Source organism: Microcoleus sp. C2D2 (assembly GCF_036702495.1).
In the GTDB taxonomy this organism is placed as follows: domain Bacteria; phylum Cyanobacteriota; class Cyanobacteriia; order Cyanobacteriales; family Microcoleaceae; genus Microcoleus.
In genome coordinates this window covers 1-24709 of the sequence record NZ_JAUBTO010000030.1, presented here as the reverse complement: position 1 = coordinate 24709, position 24709 = coordinate 1, and the positions used below count along the sequence as shown (strand labels likewise).

Annotated in this window: 20 protein-coding genes; 10 read left to right on the top strand and 10 right to left on the bottom strand. The window is 47.3% G+C overall.

Features of this window, described 5'->3' with window-relative positions:
* The 3 genes from QUB61_RS12435 to QUB61_RS12425 form a co-directional block, all read right to left on the bottom strand.
* Nucleotides 1–2428 (bottom strand): esterase-like activity of phytase family protein (locus QUB61_RS12435; RefSeq protein WP_333189964.1); only part of this gene is annotated, 2428 nt, incomplete at its 3' end.
* 206 nt (nucleotides 2429–2634) lie between these two features.
* Nucleotides 2635–3327 carry a response regulator transcription factor gene (locus QUB61_RS12430; protein WP_333127307.1) on the bottom strand — a complete coding sequence of 231 codons (693 nt, stop codon included), beginning with the start codon at nucleotides 3325–3327 and terminating at the stop codon, nucleotides 2635–2637.
* A 388-nt stretch (nucleotides 3328–3715) separates the two neighbouring features.
* Complete coding sequence (locus QUB61_RS12425; protein WP_333127309.1) at nucleotides 3716–4816, bottom strand: HAMP domain-containing sensor histidine kinase; 1101 nt, start codon at nucleotides 4814–4816, stop codon at nucleotides 3716–3718.
* A gap of 415 nt (nucleotides 4817–5231) precedes the next feature.
* Between QUB61_RS12425 and QUB61_RS12420 the strand changes: the two genes are divergently transcribed.
* The 7 genes from QUB61_RS12420 (at nucleotide 5232) to QUB61_RS12390 (ending at nucleotide 13571) form a co-directional block, all read left to right on the top strand.
* A complete protein-coding gene (locus QUB61_RS12420) occupies nucleotides 5232–5414 on the top strand; it encodes a hypothetical protein (protein WP_333127311.1) in 183 nt (60 codons plus the stop codon).
* Between the two features lie 137 nt (nucleotides 5415–5551).
* The gene (gene kdpA / locus QUB61_RS12415; protein WP_333127313.1) at nucleotides 5552–7312 is read left to right on the top strand and encodes a potassium-transporting ATPase subunit KdpA; all 1761 of its coding nucleotides are present in this window, start codon (nucleotides 5552–5554) and stop codon (nucleotides 7310–7312) included.
* Nucleotides 7313–7390: 78 nt separating this feature from the next.
* Nucleotides 7391–9484 carry a potassium-transporting ATPase subunit KdpB gene (kdpB, locus tag QUB61_RS12410; RefSeq protein ID WP_333127315.1) on the top strand — a complete coding sequence of 698 codons (2094 nt, stop codon included), beginning with the start codon at nucleotides 7391–7393 and terminating at the stop codon, nucleotides 9482–9484.
* A 158-nt stretch (nucleotides 9485–9642) separates the two neighbouring features.
* Nucleotides 9643–9912 carry a K(+)-transporting ATPase subunit F gene (gene kdpF / locus QUB61_RS12405; protein WP_333127316.1) on the top strand — a complete coding sequence of 90 codons (270 nt, stop codon included), beginning with the start codon at nucleotides 9643–9645 and terminating at the stop codon, nucleotides 9910–9912.
* A 217-nt stretch (nucleotides 9913–10129) separates the two neighbouring features.
* Complete coding sequence (gene kdpC / locus QUB61_RS12400; RefSeq protein WP_333127318.1) at nucleotides 10130–10759, top strand: K(+)-transporting ATPase subunit C; 630 nt, start codon at nucleotides 10130–10132, stop codon at nucleotides 10757–10759.
* 188 nt (nucleotides 10760–10947) lie between these two features.
* Nucleotides 10948–12099: a universal stress protein gene (locus QUB61_RS12395; protein WP_333127320.1), complete on the top strand. Its 1152-nt coding sequence runs from the start codon at nucleotides 10948–10950 to the stop codon at nucleotides 12097–12099.
* Nucleotides 12100–12287: 188 nt separating this feature from the next.
* Complete coding sequence (locus QUB61_RS12390; protein ID WP_333127322.1) at nucleotides 12288–13571, top strand: sodium:proton antiporter; 1284 nt, start codon at nucleotides 12288–12290, stop codon at nucleotides 13569–13571.
* Nucleotides 13572–13949: 378 nt separating this feature from the next.
* Here QUB61_RS12390 and QUB61_RS12385 read toward each other — a convergent pair whose 3' ends face one another.
* Nucleotides 13950–17288 carry a Calx-beta domain-containing protein gene (locus QUB61_RS12385; RefSeq protein WP_333127325.1) on the bottom strand — a complete coding sequence of 1113 codons (3339 nt, stop codon included), beginning with the start codon at nucleotides 17286–17288 and terminating at the stop codon, nucleotides 13950–13952.
* Nucleotides 17289–17471: 183 nt separating this feature from the next.
* On the opposite strand from QUB61_RS12385, the gene QUB61_RS12380 reads away from it, so the two are divergent.
* Nucleotides 17472–17603, top strand: coding sequence for a hypothetical protein (locus tag QUB61_RS12380; protein ID WP_333127327.1), 132 nt, complete (start codon nucleotides 17472–17474; stop codon nucleotides 17601–17603).
* A gap of 39 nt (nucleotides 17604–17642) precedes the next feature.
* On the opposite strand, the gene QUB61_RS12375 is transcribed toward QUB61_RS12380, so the two are convergent.
* The 6 genes from QUB61_RS12375 to QUB61_RS12350 all read right to left on the bottom strand — a co-directional run bounded on the left by QUB61_RS12375 (nucleotide 17643) and on the right by QUB61_RS12350 (nucleotide 22602).
* Nucleotides 17643–18308 (bottom strand): class I SAM-dependent methyltransferase, encoded by a 666-nt coding sequence (locus tag QUB61_RS12375; RefSeq protein WP_333127328.1) that lies wholly within the window; start codon nucleotides 18306–18308, stop codon nucleotides 17643–17645.
* Nucleotides 18309–18314: 6 nt separating this feature from the next.
* Nucleotides 18315–18776, bottom strand: coding sequence for a cupin domain-containing protein (locus QUB61_RS12370; protein ID WP_333127330.1), 462 nt, complete (start codon nucleotides 18774–18776; stop codon nucleotides 18315–18317).
* Nucleotides 18777–19003: 227 nt separating this feature from the next.
* Nucleotides 19004–20191, bottom strand: coding sequence for an anion transporter (locus tag QUB61_RS12365; RefSeq protein ID WP_333127332.1), 1188 nt, complete (start codon nucleotides 20189–20191; stop codon nucleotides 19004–19006).
* Between the two features lie 541 nt (nucleotides 20192–20732).
* Nucleotides 20733–21704: a hypothetical protein gene (locus tag QUB61_RS12360; protein WP_333127335.1), complete on the bottom strand. Its 972-nt coding sequence runs from the start codon at nucleotides 21702–21704 to the stop codon at nucleotides 20733–20735.
* A 123-nt stretch (nucleotides 21705–21827) separates the two neighbouring features.
* A complete protein-coding gene (locus QUB61_RS12355) occupies nucleotides 21828–22010 on the bottom strand; it encodes a hypothetical protein (RefSeq protein WP_333127337.1) in 183 nt (60 codons plus the stop codon).
* Nucleotides 22011–22197: 187 nt separating this feature from the next.
* Complete coding sequence (locus QUB61_RS12350; protein ID WP_333127339.1) at nucleotides 22198–22602, bottom strand: hypothetical protein; 405 nt, start codon at nucleotides 22600–22602, stop codon at nucleotides 22198–22200.
* 125 nt (nucleotides 22603–22727) lie between these two features.
* On the opposite strand from QUB61_RS12350, the gene QUB61_RS12345 reads away from it, so the two are divergent.
* Together QUB61_RS12345 and iscB are read left to right on the top strand one after the other, a co-directional pair.
* Nucleotides 22728–23993: an MFS transporter gene (locus QUB61_RS12345; protein ID WP_333127340.1), complete on the top strand. Its 1266-nt coding sequence runs from the start codon at nucleotides 22728–22730 to the stop codon at nucleotides 23991–23993.
* A 240-nt stretch (nucleotides 23994–24233) separates the two neighbouring features.
* Nucleotides 24234–24709, top strand: a 476-nt coding sequence (gene iscB / locus QUB61_RS12340; protein ID WP_333189960.1) for an RNA-guided endonuclease IscB, incomplete at its 3' end; no start/stop codon positions are given.

Below are 24709 nucleotides of genomic sequence, written 5' to 3'. Positions count from 1 at the left end.
GCAAATCGCCGTCAAAGTCGATATCGTTTGCTAAAACTCCCTGACCAACAGGCACATTCAGGACTTTACCGTGCAGGGTTTGGTAATTGTCAATTTGTGCCAGCGGTGGCTGATTGGTTATGTTAATCACAAATGTCTGGTTTGCCAAAATATCCACGCCGCCTAAGTCAGTTCGGCCACTGTCTCTGAGGTTTAGAGTGATATTGGCAGTGCCAGTTGCACCCCCCGCCGGCGTAAAAGTCAGTTGTCCTAAAGAGTCGATCGCCGGTGGTACGCTGAATAAAGCAGTATTGTCATTCCCCACCACTTGAAAACTAACAGTTTGTGCGGACTCGTTGGCGGGGCCTGGGAAAATGCCTGTGGCCCATCCAGCAATGGTTTGCGGGCCTGCGTTGTGGCTGGCGCTTGAGTCTCCCCCTTTAGTAAAGGAAGGTGCGTCGTTGACAGGATTAACGGTAATTGTTGCTGTCTCGCTGGCTGTACTGAAAGCTGCTAACCCCCCCATACTGCTGGCAGTCGAAATATCAGCCGTCCCGCCGTTCGTCAGGATATTAGTGCCAGAGTTAGTCGTCGTTCCATCCCATGCCTGATAAGTGATATTGGCAGTGCCGTTGTAGTCTGCATTGGGAAGAAAGCGGATGCTGGCATTGCCTGCTAGCAGTCTCGCTGCTGCTGTTGACGGCGTGCCGAATGCCGTCCAAGTCGCACCGCTATCAGTTGAATATTCCCAACTGCCGTTAGTATTGTCTGTCGCCGTGACTGCAATTCCTTGAGTGTCGGCGGTGTCGGGATCTGTAACTGCATTTGCAATTAAAGCAGAAACAAAGGTGCTGGTGTTGCTGGCAGGAGGTACATCTTCGTTAATTGCTGTTAGTACCGGCGTTCCGCTGTTGTTGAGTACAGGTGCGTTGTTGGCTGCAAAGGCTGCGAATGCGGTGGGAATGGAAAACAAGGATCCAAAATTGTTGTCGCTGACAAGAATAAGCGATCGCTTCCCAGTTGTTTGAGAAGGCCCAAATGTCATCCCTTCAAAATTGTTTACCGGAAAGCCTGAAATGTTTGGGAAATCAGCAATCAGAGTTTTTGATACCGGTGTAATGCCAGTAACACCAGAAGCAGTCAAGCCAATATTGCTTTGAATGTCAGTCGCACCCGTTAAAGAAATTTGATAAAGCTTCAAATCGCCTGAGAATGTGATTGGGTTGAAAAAACGTTCTAGAACCAGCAGCGTATTATCATCAACGGCCAGCATTTCAGAAATGCCATTGTTTTTATCGGTGTTGTAAAGAAATTCTCCGCTTGCGGTGTTTGTGGTTAAGTTATATCTTAAAATGCGCGATCGCGTGCCAATGGCAGCCGTTGTACCTGAAGCAGGGCCGTCTTGTTCGAGAGCATTTTCTGTTGCTGTAAACAGAAAACTTTGACTGGGAGTAATGGTCAGACTTTCAAAACCTTGATTGTTGCGGATGCCGCTGCTAGTATTTGTTGATACGTCGTATTTGGAAGCAATAGGCAGCGCTAGGTTTTGCTGTCCCGTGCCAATGGCGAAGCTATTGATAAAAGACTGGGTAATTGTCGAGAAATTGCCTTCAGAAGAGACGAAGACATTGCCGCCGATGAAGCCAATGCCCTCTGTATCCGATCTATCTGCGGCAAAGGGAGGCGGATTGCCAATCTGTGTCACCCCTGTAAGAGTAACTCCTCCCAAGTCAACCGCACTCACATCAGGTATATTGAGAGTGTAAAAGCGAGACGGACCGGGACTGCCAAAATTATTGCGGCCGTCGGAGATAGTGTAGTAAGTGTTGGTGCCCGCGTAGGTAAGGCCAGACAATCCACCTACCTTGGTTCCTCCAACATTTGTAGCGGCCGGAATTTCTGCTTGTCCCAAATATTTTAGACCGAACACATATTGATAAGCAGCCATTGTGGCTGGGTCGATCGCCAGCCCAGAGGACACCGCTCCCGTTGTATAATCTAATTCCCAATCTCCGCCCTTAGCGGAACTGCCGATCGGCGATCTAGAAGCAGCAATTTTTGCCTTGGTTAGCTGACTCAGTTGCTGCACAAAGTTAGCGCCCTTATCCCCCGCCGCTACATCGCACCCGTACAGCAAAATCTCTCCACTGTCTGCCAGCGATCTCGACCAACGCTGCAATTGGTTAGCATAAGTTTTTAAATTTGTCAAGTTTAGATCGATCGCGCCTAGCTGCAAACTCGCGGGGCTGCCGTGGGAGATGATATGAATGCTTTTGATATTGCTGCGACTCGCTAGTGCCTCAGTAATTTGTTCTACTCCATCCCGCACCCGATCCAGGGTAATAACTTCTGTCCCCGCTGCGATGCCGTTGCGGAGAGTTTCGCCATCGGGAAGGGCAGAGTCGAGAAAGGCGATCGCACTAAACACTGAACGGATAAAATTTCGCAAAATACACCTTTGGGTAGATGACACTATCAAACTTAAGATTTATACATCTTAGCAAATTCAAAAATTAAATGTCATCTGTAAAATTAACGATAAAGACGAATGATACTAATTTCCCGTGAGCCTGCAACAGATGGATCCTGATAGAGGCGGATTTAGGCAATAAATCCTTTAAAAAACAGACAATTTCGCTACAAAACCCGCCTCGATCAAGGTTCGGTCGCCAAAAGTTCTTCTGCTACCAATCCTTTCTGAATAGCGAGCACTGCTGCTTGAGTGCGATCGCGCACTTCTAACTTTTGCAAAATCGCGTGCACGTGAACCCGCACAGTCCCCGGAGCAATGTACAATATTTGAGCAATTTCCTGATTGCTTTTCCCCCCCGCAACTAAAGCCAAGATTTCCTGTTCTCGCTTCGTCAGCGGATTTTCCAAAACTTCTGATTTTGACCCTACTTTCACAGGTTCAGGATTAGCAAAAACCGCCCGAATTTCCGCAGTGGCCGCCTTATCCCACCAGGAAGCACCCGCTGCTACCGATCGAATTGCCAAAACCAAAGTTTCCGCCGCAATTCCCTTGAGGCAATATCCCTGAGCACCCGCTGAAATCAACCTTTCAATTAACGATTTTTGGGCGTGAGATGTTAAAATTAAAACGGGGATTTCCGGATGCCGCTGTTTAATTTGGCGGCACGCTTCAATGCCACCAATTCCCGGCAAACCGACATCGAGAACTACCACATTTGGTAAGTGTTCCTGAGTCAATTCTACCGCCGTTTCTCCATCTTCCGCCTCCGCAATTACTTGCAAGCAACTTTCTTGTTGCAATCTGGTTTGCAGTCCCAGCCGAAACAGTTCGTCGTCTTCAACTAGAAGAATTCGCAAAGGAAAAACAGGTTTCATTTGCAATTCTCCTCGCTGTCAAGTTCGTTGATATTATGAGGACGATCTGATGTCAGGTAAATTAACCCGAATTCTCCTAGGGGCGGGTTCACGCATTCTCTGTAATATAAGCCAGATATCCAGTAAACTTGTCCCGACCGGAATATTTTCGCCGATCGGTCGGACATGATATGGCCTTTCTCAGTAACATGAGGTACTATCTGGCCCACGGGCATAGGGCCCACGGGCATAGGGCATACCTCACCACGCGATCGAACCGCTATATGATTCCCAGAGTTCATTGCAAGTGCAGCAAAGTAGCGCGCCCGCAATTTTCCACCTCGGCGAAAGAAGCGCCCAGGGGCAAGGACAGCAGATAAAACCCACAAGTATGCAACTGAAAAAGATATCATAAAGCTGGGATGGCAGGTAGTCTAAATCCAAATAAAGCGCCTAAAGGCAATTTATTTTCTGCCCAAATTATACCGCCGTGAGCATCAATGATTTGGCGAGATAAGTATAACCCCAATCCCGATCCTTTGGCTTGCCGATCGCTGTGTCCTTGATAAAAACGCTCGAACAAGTGGGGCAGTTCATCGTCGGTAATTCCCAACCCGCTATCGATCACTTTCACCACCTGATAACTCGCATAAGATTCCATAACAATTTCTACTTTTCCACCGCGAGGAGAATGGTTGATGCCGTTTGTTAGCAAATTAACAAAAACGCGCTGGAGTTGCACCGCATCGCCATTTACCCACAAAGAGCGGCGGAAATCTGACTCTCCGTAACTCATACTAATGTAAACCCGGCGCGCCGCAGATAAATCGGTGAGAGTTGCGATTACTTCTTCTGCCAAAGCTACTAAATTTACGGGAGCAAGTTGCAGTTTTAAACCTTCGGCATCGTTGCGGTAAACATCCAGCAGCGTTTCTACTAATTGTAGTGACATTTTGTGCGATCGCGCCATTGTTTCGAGAACTTTTTGCTGGCTGGCGGTGACATCCCCAAATTTTGCTGACTGAAAAGCTTTAATTGTTTCTATAGCCCCCAGCATCGGCGTTTTTAAGTCGTGACTCAAAGTAGAGACAAAATCTTCTCGGATGCTTGCTAGCTGCTGCTGGGACTGCAACTCAGCTTTAGCGATCGCGATCGCTTCTTGGTACTCGTGGTTGCGATCGCTCAAATATCCCGTCACCCCTAAAGCCATGACTGCGATCGATCTATTTGCGACAGTGGCTAGGGCGATCGCTTCTCCAGGAGGAACAAACAAATTTAACAGCGTCAAAGCTGCCGCTACTAGCGTAATTTGCAACTTACCCAACCGACTCAAGCGCGAATTTGCCAGTAAAATCGGCCCCGTGTAGAAATACCCAAACAGATACTCCGACGGCGTAGTAAATTCCAGCATTACAACAATCGCAAATAAAATTGCGATCGACCACCTCCCCCGCAAATACTTCTCTTGAATAGCCAGTTTTTTTGGGATAGCCGATAAACTTTTAAACATCCTCAATCAATCCATTTTGTATTTTCTATTAAGACTTTTTTCCTACTACCTTCTACCTTATCATAGTTATATTTTTGAATTTCTTTCACCTATTATAGCAATCCTAAATCATTTGTGAACTTCTTACTCCCTCCCCTTAGTAAGGGGAGGGTTGGGGTGGGGTAAAAGATTTACAACTCATTTAGGATTGCTATATAGCGCAAAAGCCTCGCGTTTAGCAAACATCTATATCTCGAAGTATAGACATTTAACCAGAACTAAATATTCATCTATTCTGACAAATATAGAGCGAATAAGCCTAATGTGCAAACAGCAATTTATATCGGAAAGCTGATTATCCAATTTTCTAACAGTGAGTATAGTAATCAGTAAAAGTAGATAGTATTTTTGGGCTAACAGAAGTGACAGAGCCACTTTGTCTAATCAAAGCGATTTCAGTTTCATCCAAATTAACAAGAGTTATTCTGGCGCGCTCTTAAATGCTATAGAAGCTCGATCGCGGTCAAAGCACGGAAGTAGCAAAAAAAAACGAGAAATTCTCGCCAGCGAAAACCCGCTGATGGCGTTAATCTCTCTGGCTGGGGATATTGCATCTTAGCAGCATTGAATTCCGCGATCGCCCCCAAACTGAAAGTGACCTGCAAAAAAAAGCTCGCCCGGTTTTTGGAACCTCCCACCTAACCGATTTGGCGATCGCGAAAACGTATTTATCCAAGGATAAAAATTAACTCATTTATGCTGCAAGGATTACTTCAAATCGCATTAACCCTAATCATTTTAATAGCAATCGCGCCAGTCTTCGGCAACTACATGGCGCGGGTGTACATGGGACAAAAAACCTTTCTCGACCCCGCTATTAAACCCCTAGAAGAAATTATCTATAAAGCCAGCAACATCCGGTATGTAGATTCCATGACAGGTTGGCAATATGCCCGATCCTTACTCTACAGCAATGCAGCAATGGGCATATATGTGTTTTTAATTTTCATGCTTCAGGGAGTGCTGCCTTTAAATCCCACCAGCCTAAGCGCCCCAACCTGGGATACAGCGCTGCATACAACTATTTCATTCCTCACAAATACCGACCAACAGCATTACTCCGGCGAGACAACATTCAGTTATCTATCCCAGTTAACTCTGGGTTTTTTAATGTTTACCTCAGCCGCCACGGGTTTAGCAGTAGGCATTGCCTTTATCCGGGGATTGACCGGCCGCCCGCTGGGCAACTTTTACATCGATTTAATTCAATCAATCACCCGCATTCTGCTGCCCCTTTCTTTGATAATAGGCTTACTTTTGCTAATTTCAGGAGTGCCGGAAACCCTAGCCGGGCCGGCCGTTGCCCGTACCTTAGAAGGCGGTACGCAAGTAATATCTCGCGGCCCAGTAGCTCACTTTGAAAGCATCAAACAACTGGGAGAAAATGGCGGCGGATTTTTTGCCATGAACTCGGCTCACCCCTTGGAAAATCCCAACCCTTTTACCAACCTGCTGGAAACACTAGCAATGGTTTCTATACCAGCAGCTATGATTCACACCTACGGCAGATTTGCCAACAACAAAAAGCAGGGATGGCTGATTTTTTGGATGGTGTTTGCCATCTATGTAATTTTGATTGGCATTGCAGCATTTGGCGAGTACGGCGGCAACCCTCAAATTAATAATTTACTGGGCGCGCAACAACCAAATTTAGAAGGCAAAGAAGTTAGATTTGGCTGGGCCGAGACTGCACTTTGGGCTGTCACTACGACTGGGACAATGTGCGGCGCTGTCAACGGGATGCACGATTCTTTAATGCCTCCCGGGGGTTTTGCTACTCTGTTTAATTTGTTTCTGCAAATCGTTTGGGGCGGACAGGGAACGGGAACGGCTTACTTATTTATTTACTCGATTTTGAGCGTATTTCTCACCGGATTGATGGTGGGGAGAACGCCGGAATTTTTGGGACGCAAAATTGAAAAACGGGAAATTGTGTTAGCCAGCGTTGTTTTATTAATTCACCCGATCGCAGTTTTAATCCCCGGTGCAATTACCCTCGCCTTTACCGACAGTTTGAGCGGCATCAGCAACCCGGGATTTCACGGCATTTCCCAAGTGATGTACGAATACGCTTCGGCGGCAGCTAACAACGGTTCGGGCTTGGAAGGATTGACCGACTCTCAACCCGCCCCGACAGGAGTTTGGTGGAACTTAAGCACCTGTTTTAGCTTGCTGTTGGGGCGCTACGTTCCAATTATTGCCCTGCTGCTTTTAGCTGACAGCATGACGAACAAACAACTGGTTCCCGAAACAACGGGCACTCTCAGAACCGATTCAGTTTTGTTCACTAGCGTCACCGCAGGAGTAATCTTAATTCTAGGCGCGCTGACATTTTTCCCAGTTTTGGCTTTAGGGCCAATTGCCGAAGGATATGAAATTAGCAGCGGCAAGTTTGAACCAGCATCGATAACTGTACCCACAACACCATTAGCAACACCAACTCTTCCACCTCAGTAGCCAAAATCCTCAACATCACTCTTCTCTCTCTCTGTGTTCTCTGTGTTCTCTGCGGTTCATAAAAAATCCCCAACCGACATGACCTCATCCCATACTCCAGATTCCCCAAAAAAACCTCCCAGAGGCTCTCGCCAGTCTCGCAAGCATACGCCAAAAGCAAATACTAAAGGCCTTTATCAAAGAGCTTTTAAACAAGCTTTTGTCAAGCTAAACCCCCGGGTGATGCTAAAAAATCCGGTGATGTTTGTAGTGTGGACAGGCACAATTGTGACTGCACTTTTAACGATCGACCCCACGCTGTTCGGCCCGGTTTTAGGCAAAAATCCGGTAGTTTTTAACGGTTTAGTGACGTTAATTTTGTTCTTCACCTTGGTATTTGCTAATTTTGCCGAAGCGGTGGCCGAAGGGCGCGGAAAAGCGCAAGCAGATGCGCTGCGATCGACCAAAGCCGACACAACAGCCCGCAAACTCTTACCAGACGGTTCAATTCAAGAAGTTAGTTCGACATCCCTGAGACGCGGCGACCAAATTAAAGTGATCGCAGGCGATGTCATTCCTTCCGACGGCGAAGTGATTGCAGGCGTCGCGTCAGTGGATGAATCTGCGATCACTGGCGAATCCGCGCCGGTGCTCAAGGAACCGGGTTCGGACATCGCCAGTTCCGTCACCGGCGGTACGCGCATCCTCTCTGACGAACTGACGCTGCGGGTAATGGCCGACCCGGGTAAAGGGTTTTTGGACAGGATGATCGCGCTGGTGGAGGGGGCCGAAAGGTCGAAAACGCCCAACGAGATCGCGCTGACGGTCTTGCTGGCGGTGCTGACTCTGGTGTTTTTGATAGTGGTATCGACGATTGGGCCCATCGGCAATTACGTGAAAACTCCCGTGGGCGTGGTGACGCTGATTTCGCTGCTGGTGGCGCTGATCCCGACGACGATCGGCGGTTTGCTGAGCGCGATCGGCATTGCGGGGATGGATCGCGTCGCTCAGTTTAACGTGATAGCGACCTCTGGACGCGCCGTGGAGGCTTGCGGCGACGTGAATACGCTGATTTTGGACAAAACGGGGACGATCACGCTGGGGAACCGTTTAGCCGAGGAGTTCATTCCGGTAAACGGTCGCTCGCTGGAGGAGGTTGCGAGTGTAGCCCTTGCTGCTAGCCTGTTTGACGATACTCCAGAGGGAAAGTCGATCGTCCGTTTGGCTCAGAATTTGGGCGCACAGGTGGATTTCGATCGCACCAACGCCGCGGGGCTTGATTTTTCCGCAAAAACGCGGATGTCTGGCACGGATTTGCCCGATGGGACCGAGGTTCGCAAGGGTGCGGTGGACGCAGTGAAGGGTTTTGTGCGATCGCGCGGCGGCAATGGGGGACCGGATCTCGATGCAGCTTACGAGCGAGTTTCGCGGCTTGGGGGCACACCTCTAGGCGTTTGTCAAGGCAGCGACACCTACGGCATTATCTATTTGAAAGATGTCATCAAACCGGGAATTCGCGATCGGTTTGACCAACTGCGAAAAATGGGCATCCGCACAATAATGCTCACCGGAGATAACCGAATTACAGCATCAGTAATTGCCGACGAAGCCGGCGTTGACGACTTCATTGCCGAAGCAACACCCGAGGACAAAATCGAAGTAATTCGCAAGCAACAAGCCGAGGGCAAATTAGTAGCAATGACAGGAGACGGAACCAACGACGCACCCGCACTAGCCCAGGCAAACGTAGGACTCGCGATGAATTCTGGAACCCAAGCCGCGAAAGAAGCAGCGAACATGGTGGACTTAGATTCCGACCCCACCAAACTAATTGACTTAGTGACAATTGGCAAACAATTGCTGATTACTCGCGGCGCGCTGACTACGTTTTCGCTAGCGAACGACATTGCCAAATATTTTGCAATTATTCCGGCAATATTTGCCCCAGTTGGCGCTTTAAACGTCATGGGTTTAGCCAGCGGTCAATCGGCAGTTTTGTCGGCATTAATTTACAATGCTTTGATTATTCCCGCTTTGATTCCACTAGCATTAACTGGTGTTAAGTTTAGACCTTTGAGCGCCAATAAACTGTTGCAGCGGAACATTTTAATCTACGGATTGGGAGGAGCAGTTGCGCCGTTTATTGCAATCAAAATTATTGATATTTTGATTGCCGCCGTTGGGCTAGCATAGATCGGGAAAGCACGACAGGGATTTTGACACGGATGCAACGGATTAATCTCGTTCCCCGGCTCTGCCGAGGAACGCAGATCCAGAGGCTCTGCCTCGATTTTCTCCCAAAAATCATCCAATAAAAAGACCGATATTTATTCCCAAAATAAGGAGATTTCATGAAACGGAATGATTTGCTAAATGATGTTTTTCCAAGACATTTTCAAGAAATTATTGAGTTAAAACAAATGCTTTGGCAGCGCCACCCCATCCCAGTGCAGCTATTTCTGGTAATGTGTTTTAATTTAATAATTGCCCCGGCTGTTTATGCGGCTGCCGATGAAGGTTTGACCAAAAAAGCTGCCTGGGGTTTAAGTCTTTTGGGTTTGGTAATCGTCGGACTTGCCGTTTATTTGATTGTCGTAATTTTTCAGCCAGAAAGATTTTAATAATGCTGCTGAAGAAGGCTCGATAATTAATCCGTCTATCCGTGTCATATCATGTCCGATCGCCCATAATACATAGCCGGGGCGGGTTTGTGAGATTGTCCATTTTTGGCAAATATTATTGGTGAACCCGCCCCTACAGGAATCAGGGTAATCGACCGGACATGATATCAAAATCGTTGTAGTGCCTTGCTTTATCATTCATTAATTGAGGTAATTTATGAGAGAATTAATTAGAGCAATTCGCCTGACTTTAGTTTTGTGGGGAATCACCGCTATTATTTATCCCTCAATATTGCTAGTAATCGGCCAAATTGCTTTTAATTCGCAGGCAAACGGCAGCTTAATTACTAAGCAAGGAGTTGTCGTGGGTTCCTCCTTAATCGGTCAGCCTTTCAGCTCGAATCAATATTTTTGGAGCCGCCCCAGCACCACAAATTACAGCAGCTTTGCAGCCGAAGATTACGCTCTCACAAATGCAGAAAATTTAAGTCAAAAAACAGGTATTTCGGGAGCTAGCAACCTTGCCCCCAGTAACTCGGATTTGCTGAAGCGAGGTAATGAGAAAGATGGTTTTCAGGGGGTGCAAATTGAATTAGATCGCCTCAAGAAAGCTGGTATCAAACCGACTGCTGATTTAGTCTACACCTCTGGTTCTAGCCTCGATCCGCACATTAGCCTAGAGGCAGCTAGGGCGCAAATTCAGCGGATAGCAACGGTGCGATCGCTCAATCTCAATCAAGTAGAAATGTTGGTAGCCAAAAATACTGATGGCAGATTTCTCGGCATTTTCGGCGAACCCGGAGTTAACGTCCTCAAACTGAATTTGGCTCTCGACCGTTTACAATAGTTGACAGTCAGTAGTCATTAGTCATTAGTCATTAGTCATTAGTCATTAGTTATTAGTCATTAGTTATTTGTTACTTGTAGCAACTGACAATCCCTAACTGACAACTGACAACTGCCAACTGACAACTGACAACTGACAACTGTCAACCGCCAACTGCCAACTGACAACTGACAACTCACTACTTAGCTATGATTCACTCTAGCGAACTTACCAACAATCCAGAGGCGGTTTACGCCCAACCGAACCGCACTTACGATCGCACCCCCCGCCGGGGAAAGCACAAAATATTTATCGGCATGGCCCCCGGTGTCGGCAAAACTTTCCGAATGCTGGAAGAAGGACACCGACTCAAATCTGAAGGCATCGATGTGGTAATTGGGCTGTTAGAAACTCACGGGCGGAAAGAGACCGCAGCTAAAGCCGAGGGACTAGAAATAGTGCCAAAAAAACAAATGCTGCGCGGCGAAAAAATGCTCAACGAAATGGATACGGATGCTGTCATAGAACGCCGTCCTCAATTAGCATTAATAGACGAACTGGCTCATACAAATATTCCTGGTTCTCTGCGAGAAAAACGATATCAAGATGTCGAAGAAATTCTCAAAGCTGGGATTGATGTTTTTTCCACGCTCAACATTCAGCACATAGAAAGTCTCAACGATTTAGTAGCTCGAATTACCGGAGTTGTAGTGCGAGAGCGAGTGCCAGATCGCGTCCTCGAAGCTGCTGACGAAATAGTCGTTGTCGATGTCACGCCGGAAACTTTAGAAGAAAGGTTGCTAGAAGGCAAAATTTATGCTCCCGAAAAAATTGAACAATCTTTAGAAAACTTTTTCCAGCGCCGTCATTTAATTGCTTTGCGAGAACTCGCCCTGCGAGAAGTAGCAGACAATGTTGAAGACGACGCAGCAACTTTAAAAGGTCAATCTTGCAACATTCACGAGCGAGTATTAGTGTGCCTCTCGACTTATCCGAATTCCTTGCAACTGCTGCGGCGGGGCGCGAGGATTGCTAGCTACATGAATGCCCAATTTTATGCTGTGTTTGTCAACGATCCAGACCGATTTTTAACAAAAGCAGAAAGCTTGCACGTTGAAACTTGTGAGAAACTCTGTAAAGAATTTAACGGGCAATTTTTGCGGGTAAACGGCAATAATATAGCCAAAGCGATTTCGGAGGTAGCTAAACAGTATCGCATTACTCAAATTGTGATCGGCGAAAGCCAGCAATCCCGCTGGAAATTGCTGCTGCGGGGTTCTTTGACTCAACAGTTAGTGCGATCGCTCAAACACGTAGATTTGCACATCATCGCTACCGAAACAAGTGGTCTTTGTAATTAATTATTAGTCTTCAGTCATTAGTCATTAGTCATCAGTCGGACGATCTCCGGTAAATTAACCATAATACTTGTAGGGGCGGGTTTCACCAACAATCTCTAATTCCCACTAACAATCTATATAAACCCGCCCCCACCACTTTCGGAGGATAGCTGAATCTAGCGGACGACGGATGCGCCAGAAGCTTTTACGTGCCAAAATCGCCCTTGTTCAACCTGATTAAAAGTGCGATCGCTATGGTGGATAATTACATTCTCAAATTGCTAGTTATTGGCATCCTCCTGCTGAGCGTCACCTTGGGTTCGGGATGGATTTCGCGATTGCCGATGTCTTATGCCTTAATTTATCTAATTGTCGGTATGGGATTGGGGCCCTACGGCGTCAAGCTGATTGACTTGCGTCCCGAAGCTCTATTTTTAGAAAGACTCACAGAATTTGTAGTTATTGTTTCTCTGTTCAGTTGCGGCTTAAAAATGAATCGCCCGCTGAAACTTTGGGCCTGGAATTCCACAGCGCGGCTGATCGGTTTTTTAATGCCAATTTCGATTTTTGCTGTTGCTGCGATCGGTCATTGGTTTGTGAAATTAGATTGGGGCCCGGCGATTTTATTGGGAGCAATTCTCGCTCCCACCGATCCCGTTTTAGCCTCAGAAGTTCAGTTAGCTCATATAGACGATCGCGATGAATTGCGCTTTGGTTTAACATCGGAAGGCGGTTTAAACGATGCTTTAGCTTTTCCCTTTGTTTATTTCGGCATTTATGCGCTAAAAGATAACAACTGGCAGAACTGGTTTGGGCAATGGGTAGCAGTTGACTTGATTTGGGCGACCGCCGCAGGTATCGTGATGGGAATTTTAGTAGCTAAAGCCGTCACCTGGATCGATCGCCAACTCCAACACTATCGACCGGCCGATCAATTAATGGAAGATTTCATTGCTCTGAGCACAATTCTGCTCACCTATTCCCTCACAGAAGTAGTCAACGGCTACGGATTTCTCGCAGTTTTTGTAGCAGGAATTGTGGTGCAGCGGAGTTACCAAAACCTAGACAAGCCGCTTTCCCAACTGCACTTTACCGAGCGCATAGAAAAGTTAATGGAAGTAGGAACTATTTTACTATTAGGTTCGCTTTTGCGCCTAGAGCCTATGTTGGTCTATGGAGGATACTCCCTCTTAGTAGCTGGATTGTTGATTTTTTTAATCCGACCTGTGGGAGCTTGGATTAGCACGATCGGGAGTCCTTTGCATCCCGCCAGCCGCTGGCTCTGCGGGTGGTTCGGCATTCGTGGTGTCGGTTCTATCTATTATCTTACCTATGCTTTCGGTCACGGTTTGCAAGGCGAAACCGCCGAAAGAATTGCCTGGATTACCTTTTCAACCATCGTAATTTCTGTGATTCTGCACGGCATTACTTCCACCCCGTTAATGACCTGGTACGAGCGCCGCATCAAACCTAAAGTACCGGATTTAATTTAATTCATAGTCCTATAGCAATCCTAAATCATTTGGGAATTTCTTACTCCCTCCCCTTAGTAAGGGGAGGGTTGGGGTGGGGTAAAAAATTTACGACTCCTGCAAGGATTGCTATAGACGCATAAACTGGGTTTTTCGTTCCTATTAAAGGTTAACCATGCAGTCTCTTACTAAAAAAAACTGGTTTCTGCGTCCAGGAATAATTGAGTAAGGTGCGTGACTTTGAGTTCTTCAATTCCCAGTGAGATGATTGAGAGTCACGCACCCTACTAAATCTTAATTCTCGATCGCCCCCAAAGCGCACAGGGTTGCTTTCTGTGCCTGAGTTATTCCCTCGCTCTTAAGTTGACACCAAAGGCATTGCAACGCATCCTACAGGCCTTAAGGGACCAGAGGAGACTCGAAAGCGCCGATGTCAATAATTCCCCCGCTAACGCGATTAAAAGGAGAGATACCCCGCTGGTCGTAGAAGGGAGGACCGATAAAAGGTCCAGAGGTTAAAACAAAAGCTGGGTCACCACCATTAATAGCGGGACTACCCGGTTGCAGTGCCACAGTCTGAGTCGGGCCGCCGTTATTTGTCAGCGGGTTTAGTAGGGGGTCAATAGGTGCAGCAGCAGTGCCAACTCGATCGCCGACAGCAGTAAAACCAGTGCTGCCAGTACCGTCGCCAATTAAGTTGTAGCCACCGCTGGCGAAGCTGCCGACAACGTCAGGGTCAGCGGCGGCAGTGTTCTGAGCGACGATCGTATTTTTGATATTCACCGTGCCGCCGTTCCATATACCACCACCACTTCCAGGGGCAGGCAAAATGACTGCGCCATTATAGGTGGTAGAGGGGTTTGCTTGGTTGCCCGAGAGAGTGCTGTTGGTCAGCGTTACCGTGCCAGCATTGTTATAGATGCCAGCACCGCTGCCATTTGGGTGAATAGCTGTGTTTCCAGAGAGAGTGCTGTTGGTCACCTCTACTGTGCCGTTATCGTTATAAATGCCACCGCCAAAAAGCAAATCTCCCACCAAAAAACTCTCCAGTGTGTTACCAGAAAGAGTGCTGTTCGTCACTTTGACTGTGCCACCCTCACGGTTATGAATGCCGCCACCACGGCCACCGCCCGCTTTGTTGCCAGAAAGAGTGCTGTTTGTCACCTCCACAGTACCGCCTTGGTTAAAGATGGCAGCACCATCTACTGATGCCGGAAGCCCTAGGGTAAAACGCACTCCAACGTTTTCAGAGAAAGTGCTGTTTGCTACTTTGACTGTGCCTGGGCCATTGTTAGAGATGCCACCGCCTGCGGTAGCGCGGTTGCCTGAGAAAGTGCCGTTCGTCACGTTTACTGTGCCGCTATTGTTTGAGATGGCACCGCCTCTGCTTGGTGCGAAGCCACTGTTGCCTGAGAAATTGCTGTTAGTCAAATTTACTGTCCCGCCCTCATTGTGGATGCCACCACCACTGGGGATGGGATTCAAATTGGGGTTAAAGAAATTGCTCAAACTGTTGCTAGAGAAAGTGCTGTTGGTCGCATTTACTGTGCCGCCATTGTTGTAGATGCCACCACCCCTGCCCTCTCTCACAGTGTTGTTAGAGAGAGTGCTGTTGGTCACATTTACTGTGCCACCGTCGTTATAGATGCCGCCGCCGTCGTCACTTATTAAACCATTGGCGATCGTGAATCCGTCAAAAGTCGCACTGACTCCACTGTTTACCTTGAAAATCCGGTAATCTCCGCCCGTATCCCGCCGCACTGTCAAGTTGCTAGAACCAGTGCTATTAGTAATAGTCACATCGCCGCTAATGTCAGGTAATACTCCTGTGAGATTGATGGTCTGCGGCCCGGCTGGCAGATTGAAAGTAATAGTATCATTCCCAGCAAAAGCGTTAGCATTCAGCAGCGCTTGTCGAAACGAACCTTCTGCCAGACTGTAGTCTGTCAGGCTGTCATTGCTATTGACAACTACGGTATCATTGGCTCCGATCGCGATCGTAGTATTGTTTTGGTTAGCATCAACTTGGTAATTCCCATCTGCTAGTGTCAGCTTCAGCGTCTCCTGTGCCTCAGCTTGGATATCATCGACAGCGGTGAGGCTCACATCTACAAAATTTTGTCCATCCGGGATGGTGACGCTGACATTTGAACTGTTGACAGAAACGCCGCCACCGCTGAGGGTGTAGTCGCTCGGTTTAGTTGGATTGTCGCCAGTACCGTCTATTGCTAGGTTGACTGTTAAGTTGCCGCGACTCTCACCAGCGCGACTGATGCGAAAAGTGGCTAAATTGTTGCCTGTTTCTGCTGCTGCCTCATCTATAACAGCCATGCTGACAGTTTGCAAGATGTCATCGTTAATAATAGTGAAGCTAGCAGTTGGCTGACTTCCTAAAATTCCCCTGCCTACAGGATTAACTAATTTCAAGTTAATCTGTTCGTCTGGTTCGACGACGGTATCCCCCACAATAGGAATTGATACAGTTTTGGAGGATTCGCCGCTGGCAAAGTTGATAGTAACTGGCAGATTGTTAATGTAGTCTTCGGTAACAGTAGCTGTGGAAGAGGTATCTAGTTCCACTTGGACGCTGACTGCCCCCTCGCTGCTGCCAATGCGTTGAACTGTGGCGACAACTTGATTGGGACTGCCACTGTTGCCCTCGTTGGCACTTTCGCTAGAGGTGCTGAATGCTAAGAGACTGGGGATTGATATGTCATCGTTAATAATAGTTAAGGTGGCAGTAGGCTGACTTCCTAAACTTACCCTACCTACTGGGTTAACCAATTTCACTTTAATCTCTTCGTCTGGTTCGACAAAGTTATCTCCCACAATGGGAATTGATAGAGTTTTGGAGGATTCGCCGCTGGCAAAGTTGATAGTAACTGGCAGATTGTTAATGTAGTCTTCGGTAACAGTAGCGGTGGAAGGTGTATCTAGTTCCACTTGAACGCTGACTGCCTCCTCGCTGCTGCCCGTGCGTTGAACTGTGGCGACAATTTCGGAAGTGCCACTCGGACCCTCGTTGGCACTGTAGCTAGAGCTGCTGAATTCTAAGATACTGGGGGTTGATGTTGAGGTAACTGGAGCGATTGAGGTGGTGAAATTGGCGGCTCGGATACTGCTGCTGTTAATACCTTTTAAAATAGCGAGATATTCGCCTGTCACGTTATCTCGAACGATCGTATCTCTGGCAAAATCGCCTGTTCCTTGAGAGATATTCAATTCTTGAAATTGCAAGCCTCCATCGAGTCCTATTAAGTCTGTACCCAGGCTAAAGTCGGCAATCAAGTCAGCATTGCCAAGACTAGAATTGCCCTTAAAAGAATTATTTTGTACTCGGCCGATCGCAAAAATTTCCTCACCATCGCCACCGCTTAAGGTATCGGCACCGCTATCTCCAAATAGGACATCATTGCCTTCATTTCCAGATAGCAAATCATTTTCTTTGCCGCCGCGCACAACATCATTTCCCAGCCCTCCTGAGAGGGTATCATTACCGTTATCCCCAAACACCCAATCCTCGTTGGCGTCGCCTTGAATTAGGTCACTGTCTTTGCCGCCGTAGAGGGTATCATTGGCTTGGTTTCCCAAGATGTAGTCATTACCTTGGTTGCCAAAGATTCGATCGTCCCCTTCGGCGCCAAACAAAGTATCATCGCCAAGTTTTCCCCAGAGCGAGTTACTTCCAGGAAAGCCAATTAAAACATCGTTGTTGGGGGTACCTTCAAGTGTAGCCATTTTTTTTGAGAGATGCTTTGATAGATGGTAAGTGATCGCCGTTGCTCTAGCGCGGATCTCGCGGGTTAGGCGAATCGATCGCGATTTCCATCGTGCGTACTGCGATATAGCAAATTAGAATCTATGACGCTGCCAATTTTATTAAGTTTCGCAGTAGGGCTGCCCAAAGGAAGTGCGTAGGCTTTGCAATTAACTACTGTTTTGTTTAGCTATGAAACTGGTTTCACCCAGCCCGCGTCAAGGTGCGATCGGCTTTACGTCATTTTATCGGTTGCCGATCGATCGCAAACAAAATTTATTGTCTCGCGCGGTTGAAAAAAATCAGAGCTCGCGGCTGCAACGAAATTTCAAGCCTTAGGGACTCTTCTTCACCGCGTTGACAGGGCTGACTGGTTTCACGCCAACTAATAAAGCGAGTTCCCGCCACTTCCAATAACAGTCTGCATCATCAAAACCAATTTCTCTAAACCAGCGCAGTTGCGTTTCCACATCCAGCAATTTATTAGAGGGATCGTCTGGTCGATCGCCCATACCGACCACCTCTAGAAATTTCTGATGCAAAGCCTCTGTTGCGGACGCTACGTGCTCGAAATTGCAAAAAATGCCTCCGGGTTCCAAAAGCTCGAAAATTTCGGTGTAAAGGGAACGTTTGCGATCGTCTTCTACGTGGTGAATTGCCAAACTAGAAACAACTGCATCAAACTTGCCCAAATCCGGCAGCGAGTCGTCGAAATTGTGCTCGATTACCGTAACATTTTTGTCATCAGCAAAACGAGTTCTAACTTTTTCCAACATTGTAGGTGAAAAGTCGATCGCCACACATTCAACATTCGGGCGATCGCACTTAAGCAAGCCCAACAAACGCCCGTCTCCCGTACCCACATCTAGAATTCGCTTGACAGTTTTCGGCACTTCCCCCAAAAGTACCGCTTCACCTTCAGTGCGCTGAGGAACGCTATCAGCCTTAGCAAGATACGACAAAGCGTGTTCCGCAGAAGTCCAAAGATTGATTTGACTCATAATTTTTTAATCCTCATAAATCTCGCCGTTTTTGTGAGTAAAAATCCAACCATTCTCGCTAGCTTTGGCAATTAAATCATCATCGGGATAAGTGGCCCAATCACCAGCAGTGCGATCGCCAATTTCCAGATAAACAACATCTGAATTCGTGCGGTTGACTAAATGGTGTCCGTCTGCATCACCCGCCGGAAAACCCGCCGCCATACCCGGTTTCAGCACTTGCTCTCCCGAATTTGCAATCAGAGTAACTTCCCCTTCCAGAACATAGATTAACTCATCTTGACGGGTATGCCAGTGCCTGAGAGAAGAACAACTTCCCGGTGCCAGCCTCACCAAATTTACCCCAAAATTCTGCAATCCGGCAGCATCGCCCAAGCGTTTTTTAACTCTCCCCGCCACAGCAGATTGGAATTGCTGAGGGTACTTGGAACCCCTAATTTCCGGGACTTTTTCAGGATCGACAATCATGAGGAATACCCAATTTACTTTTCTTAGTTTAACACTTGTTGATTTTTTTACCTGGTATTTTTTGCGAATTTAACTTTTTCATGACTCATGCCAAAAAATGTTTGACGAGGGAATTATAGCGGTAAGGTGCAGCCTTGCACCCGACATAATGGCGGTTTGGCGTCCCGGATTGTTTTTAATAGAATGCCCTCGCTACACTAAGTCTTTTGATGAGATTTGATGCTCGCTCAGTAAATCCAGAAATACGCAACAGCTAATGTTAAAAAAGTCAGCGGTAGACCAAATCGTAAATGTTCCCAAAATGACAAATGATATCCGAGCTTAGCAACAGCCTCGGCAACAATTAAATTAGCAACGGAACCCAGCAGAGTGAGATTGCCAGCCAACGTAGAAACAGAGGCTAGTAACAACCAAGTTTTTGTGTCTGGATGAGGAACTAAATGTTGCAATAGCAGCACTGCCGGAACATTAGAAACTAAATTTGAAAGCAAAGCCGTCACCCCCAATATGCTCAAAGGAGTGCCAACTAATCCTCTAAACAAATTTAATATTCCTAACTTCTCTACCCCTTGAGTAACAACAAACAATCCCGAAAACATCACTAACAAATCCCAGTCTATTTTATTCAAAATGCGAGCAGGTTTGACTCGTCGGGTGATGAACAGTAAACCGGCGGCTACTAAAGTGGCTTCAGATGGGGGTACACCGATTAAAAATGCTACTAATAATCCTCCAGTTATTAAGAGACTTTTAGTTAATAAAGGTTGGAAAACACGGTAGCGCAAAGGAGTTTGGATTAAACAAGGCTTGGTAGAGCGAACTTCAGGATAGAGCCACCACAGTAACCCGATCTGTATTAGCAGACTTACCAATGCAATCGGAGTCAAGGCTTTGGCAAAGTCTAGATAGCTAATACCCGAAAATGAGCCAATCAAAATATTTTGAGGATTGCCGCTCAATGTAGCAACCGAACCCAGATTAGTGGCTCCTGCTAAGGCAAGTAGGTAGGGGATAGGATTGAGGTTCAAGGCTTGGGTCAAGCCTAAAATTAAAGGCGTAAGAATGAGGGCAACCGTATCATTTAGAAAAAAAGCTGATAGTATCCCACTTCCCAACGTTAAAACAATTAATAAACTGAATGGGTTCCGGGTGAAGCGCATCACTGTATCAATTGCTAATTGAAAGAAACCGGAGCAAGCGATGTTAGCGCTAATCGCCATCATACTGAACAGGAAAATCAGCGTTTTATAGTCGATCGCACTCCAAGCTTCTTTAAGGTCTAAAACTCCCAACGCCATCAGTAATGATGACCCAACTATGGCAATAGTTGCTCGATTCATCCGTAAACCTGGCAGATAGCCTAAACCTAAGCCGATGTATGTTAGTCCAATTACGATGAATCTGAGAACACTCATGATACAGAATTTAGCTATATTAGGAATAAGGTCAAAAAACCCGGTTTCTACGAAAAATCGTGCCTTTCTTCCAGAGATATTGACGCAGAAACCGGGTTTTTTGCCTCCCGTGCGTCCTGGACTGTATATTAACAAACAATTGAACTTTGTCTGCTGATACACAGATTAAGTAATATCATTTCCGGTTACACCGGAAGGATGTTGACTGTTGACTGTTGACTGTTCACTGTTCACGGCGTCAACAGTCAACAGTCAACAGTCAACTCGAATTTACTATTCCGATGCTAACGGATTTGATATAAGCTGTTGCGGCATTTAGATTTAACTTTTCGGACCCGCTAGTTCAGAATGCCCAGGCGACTGAAGTCCCAGCTATACAAACGAAAACCGCCTTCGCGGTCTGATTTTTGCAGTGGGCTGTCCGTGTGCCGAAGGCACACTTTGTTTGTGTCGCCCCGACTTCAATGGGAGCGGCTTGAGTGATTCGTGCAGGAGGTCTAGCTATACTTTTAGAGCCGTATTTCCTTGGGTGAAAGCTTTTCTAATTTAGGCTTTTCACAGGAGGCAAATTTGGGTTTGATGGGTCAAAAGATACAGATTGTCCATTTACCGTCAAGCCAGTAGCTTGTAAAACCTGACCGTAACTATTGCTAGTTCCAAAACCCTCAGCCTGTACTCGATCTCCCGCCTTAGCCAGACTTGGTAACTGCATTCGGACATGAGGCGGGAACTTCACTTGAGCGCCACTAGACAGGATAACGCCATTAATCTCTCCCCGACGTCCTACCAACCATTGCTGGGCTGTTCCTTCTACAGATAAGTTACTGTAGTTGCCTTGCAAGGGAGGCTGGGGGCGAACGGTAGGAGGCTGCTTTACTAAAGTTTGGTTGGTTTGAGAATTAGTAATGCTTTTGGCTTTCACCTCTTGACCGAAGCGAGTGGAAATGCCTGGAGTCCCAGAAACATTCACGCCAGCACCAGGGGCAATCATTGCGACTAAGCTGTCCCCCATATGAGGCGGAAATTTCACTTGTAAGCCATTACTCAGCAAAACTCCATCTACCTTACCTTCAGGGTTGAGAAGATACTGCTGTACCTGTCCGGTAAAAGTGGTTTCATCGGCTTTAGCAGGAGGCTGGGGTGTCCGTGCCATCGGGCGGTTGGGCTTAATCTGAGCGTTCTCTAGCTTGGCTTCTGGGTTGCGTTTGGCTAGAGTGAAATTACTGGCAAGAGTGTTGTAAACTCCAAAACCCAACACAGCAAGTGCGGCTCCACAGATACCGCTGGTTAAGATGAGCTTTAGCCTTTTTTTGTGCTCATCAGCTTGAATTTGCTTGGCTTTGAGCTGCTCTAAAGCCTGTTGAATCAACTCTGGTGGAATTTGTACCTCGGCCCCAGCCTCCATAAGTTCTGACAAGGAATAATATTGATTTTCTTTGGCATATAACTCAGCAGCAATAGCAAAAACATCTGGAGCGATTTCTTGGGAAATGCGGGGTTCTGACTTGTTCATAATACGGACTGAACGGAATTCAGGCGATCGCTAAAACTTGGTAGTGCAAACATAGTGCCAAATCGATTCTAAGCGGTTCGAGCAAATGGCACGGAAATTGCACGAGGGAGTAGTGAACTTCAATCATCCCTCCACCATGAAAACAAAACTCAGCAGTATCAACGGCACTGTCAAAGCTGATCTGATGACGGGATAGTTGAACATCACGAGAAAGCGACCAAACACCATCATCAAGCCGCTAAACATTACAAAGCCGGAGATTCCAAGAAGGCCGGTCATCACGCCCGCAAAGCTGATGAACATCATCAGCAAGCGATGCAGTCGATCGAGAAAAAAGACAAGTCACACGCAATTGAACCCAAACAGATGTCAATGAACGCATTAAATCCCACAAGCTTGCTCAAAAAGGTGGCTGTTCTGTTAGGAGTTGCTGCTGCTACTTCCCTAATCAGTTTCCCAGTCTTGGCACAGATCAATCCGAACTCCAGTATCTTCAACCAGCCTCAGAATAACGGTGTCCGGTGTCCCGATCCCGGTCGCGGACGATCGCGCGGGCCTGCCAACCTGCGCGATCGGCTAAGTCTGCTACCAGCCTCCTGCACGGCACGAGGTCGTTACCGTGAAGCAACCTACCCTGGGCAACCAGTTCGCCCCCCGGGCAAAGGAAAAGCTCGTCACCGCCGATCGCCTTATGCTCCCGCGCCCGGTCGTGGGCCAGCCTACGGGCAACCTCCAGCTTACAACCCGGCCCCGGGCGATCGGCCAAACTACAGCCCTCCGGCTTACAGTCCAGCGCCCCCTCGCCAACCAAACAACAGCCCGCCGCCAGTTCCGCTGCCGGTTCCGCTGCCGGTTCCTCAGCCGCCACAGTAAGGATGGTTCCCGGTTTGTAGTTCATGGTCGATCGCTCAAAAGCTATGAACCGCGAACTACAAACCAAAAACGACAGACCAAAAACGAAGCGATGAACAGATTTGATATCTGATTTCAAAGAAAGCAACGCCAAAATCACCAGGAAAACCCATGCCACAAAAGCGACAACCCTGCAAAAAGAGCCTGCGGGCCCTCGATTTCTTGAATGTATTCCTAGCCGATGTGCGGGATGGTGTTGGGCCATATCTGGGTATCTACCTGAAAGCCTCACAAAACTGGAACCCAGCCGAAATCGGCATGGCTACAGCAGCTTCGTCAATTGCGACAGTCATTGCCCAAACACCCGCAGGCGGACTAATTGACAGGTTGCGCCAGAAACGGATGTTGATCGTGGTGGCTGCGGTAGTTGTCTCGATAGGTTGCATGGGCATCGCCCTGTTGCCGACTTTTCCAGTAATAATTGCCTGTCAGGTTTTGATTGGCGGTGCTGCTGCAGTTTTCCCGCCCGCTATTGCCGCGATTACGCTGGGGCTAGTGGGGCATAGCCGGTTAGATCGGCGAGTCGGACGCAATCAGTCATTCAATCATGCAGGCAATTTACTCGCTGCTACTCTGGCTGGTTTAATCGGTCAGTTTGTGGCGCCCAAAGGGATTTTTTTCCTGGTTGCAGTTATGGCAATTGGCAGCGCTATCTCAGTTCTGAGGATTCGCGAGAAAGAGATTGACCATGAGTTAGCGCGCGGTGCGACAGAAGATGATGAGGAAGACGATCGAGAAAAACATCACCTTGAAGGCATATTAGAGCTATTGAGCGATCGCCGGATACTCTTCTTTGCGATCGCCGTAATTCTATTTCACTTTGCCAATGCAGCGATGTTGCCTTTAGTCGGTCAACTACTCGCTCGCGGTGGGCAGGGCAAAGGATTTGATGGCACAGTTTATATGTCAGCCTGCATCATCATGGCGCAATTAGTGATGATCCCCTCGGCTAACATAGCCGGTCGTTTAGCAGACGCAGGGCGAAAGCGTGTCTTCCTGATTAGCTTTCTTGTACTGCCGATTCGCGGGGTACTTTATACCGTCTGGCACAATCCCTTTTTTCTAGTTTCCGTGCAAATCTTGGATGGAGTCGCGGGCGGTATTTTCGGGGTTATGTCCATCCTGATGGTTGCTGATTTAACCAAGGGAACGGGTCGCTTTAATCTCACTCAAGGGATGCTTGCCACCTCTATTGGCATTGGTGCTAGTCTCAGTAATGTATTAGCTGGGTTTGTGGCGAAAAACGCTGGGTACAATGCTAGCTTTCTGATGTTAGCTGCGATCGCAACTTTAGCCTTAGCCGTTTTTTGGTTTCTTGTCCCCGAAACTAAAGAACTGAAGGCATTCGCGAACCACAAATCTACTGTAGCTCGATGATTTTCGCTATCGGCTAAACACTAAACTACACTGGACAACCAGTGCATTTGGTGAGAGATAGCCAGTCTCAGCCAATAGCTACGTTACTCCGGTCAAGACACCAAAAAGTGCTTTCCAGCTTTTTGCTATGTCGTTCAACTTTAAACATCTGTATTTAGCTAAGGAAGTGAGTTGAGCCAAACAAGCCGGAGTAACTTTGACGAGGAAAAAATTACCTGAGCAATCAGAGGTATAAATAAGATGTCCAACTTTGTCTTTGTTATTGACACCAACAAACGCCCCCTTAATCCTGTTCATCCAGGGTTAGCTCGTTTACTTCTTACCCAAAGAAAAGCTGCCGTCTTTCGTCACTTTCCTTTTACGATCATCTTAAAAACTGCATCAGCAGAAATAACTGGGCCTATCCAGTTAAAAATAGACCCAGGCTCTAAAACTACTGGCATAGCATTACTCTCGAATGATGCGGTTATCTGGGGTGCTGAATTAACCCATCGCGGGCAAGCGATCAAAGATTCATTGGCATCCCGCAGAGCCATTCGTCGTAATCGGCGGCCTCGTAAAACTCGTTATCGTCAACCACGATTTCTCAATAGAACCCGTAAAAAAGGCTGGTTAGCTCCGACGCTCGACCATCGAGTAAAAACTACTCTAACTTGGGTGAATAGGCTCATAAAGTGGGCGCCTATTACGGGTATTTCTCAGGAGTTAGTACGGTT

Bases quoted from the DNA above. Each gene is read 5' to 3' on its own strand.
- QUB61_RS12430 (WP_333127307.1), bottom strand. From the start codon at position 3,327: ATGAAACCTGTTTTTCCTTTGCGAATTCTTCTAGTTGAAGACGACGAA.
- QUB61_RS12425 (WP_333127309.1), bottom strand. From the start codon at position 4,816: ATGTTTAAAAGTTTATCGGCTATCCCAAAAAAACTGGCTATTCAAGAG.
- kdpA (WP_333127313.1), top strand. From the start codon at position 5,552: ATGCTGCAAGGATTACTTCAAATCGCATTAACCCTAATCATTTTAATA.
- kdpB (WP_333127315.1), top strand. From the start codon at position 7,391: ATGACCTCATCCCATACTCCAGATTCCCCAAAAAAACCTCCCAGAGGC.
- kdpF (WP_333127316.1), top strand. From the start codon at position 9,643: ATGAAACGGAATGATTTGCTAAATGATGTTTTTCCAAGACATTTTCAA.
- kdpC (WP_333127318.1), top strand. From the start codon at position 10,130: ATGAGAGAATTAATTAGAGCAATTCGCCTGACTTTAGTTTTGTGGGGA.
- QUB61_RS12395 (WP_333127320.1), top strand. From the start codon at position 10,948: ATGATTCACTCTAGCGAACTTACCAACAATCCAGAGGCGGTTTACGCC.
- QUB61_RS12385 (WP_333127325.1), bottom strand. From the start codon at position 17,288: ATGGCTACACTTGAAGGTACCCCCAACAACGATGTTTTAATTGGCTTT.
- QUB61_RS12375 (WP_333127328.1), bottom strand. From the start codon at position 18,308: ATGAGTCAAATCAATCTTTGGACTTCTGCGGAACACGCTTTGTCGTAT.
- QUB61_RS12370 (WP_333127330.1), bottom strand. From the start codon at position 18,776: ATGATTGTCGATCCTGAAAAAGTCCCGGAAATTAGGGGTTCCAAGTAC.
- QUB61_RS12365 (WP_333127332.1), bottom strand. From the start codon at position 20,191: ATGAGTGTTCTCAGATTCATCGTAATTGGACTAACATACATCGGCTTA.
- QUB61_RS12360 (WP_333127335.1), bottom strand. From the start codon at position 21,704: ATGAACAAGTCAGAACCCCGCATTTCCCAAGAAATCGCTCCAGATGTT.
- QUB61_RS12355 (WP_333127337.1), bottom strand. From the start codon at position 22,010: ATGATGTTCATCAGCTTTGCGGGCGTGATGACCGGCCTTCTTGGAATC.
- QUB61_RS12350 (WP_333127339.1), bottom strand. From the start codon at position 22,602: ATGAACTACAAACCGGGAACCATCCTTACTGTGGCGGCTGAGGAACCG.
- QUB61_RS12345 (WP_333127340.1), top strand. From the start codon at position 22,728: ATGCCACAAAAGCGACAACCCTGCAAAAAGAGCCTGCGGGCCCTCGAT.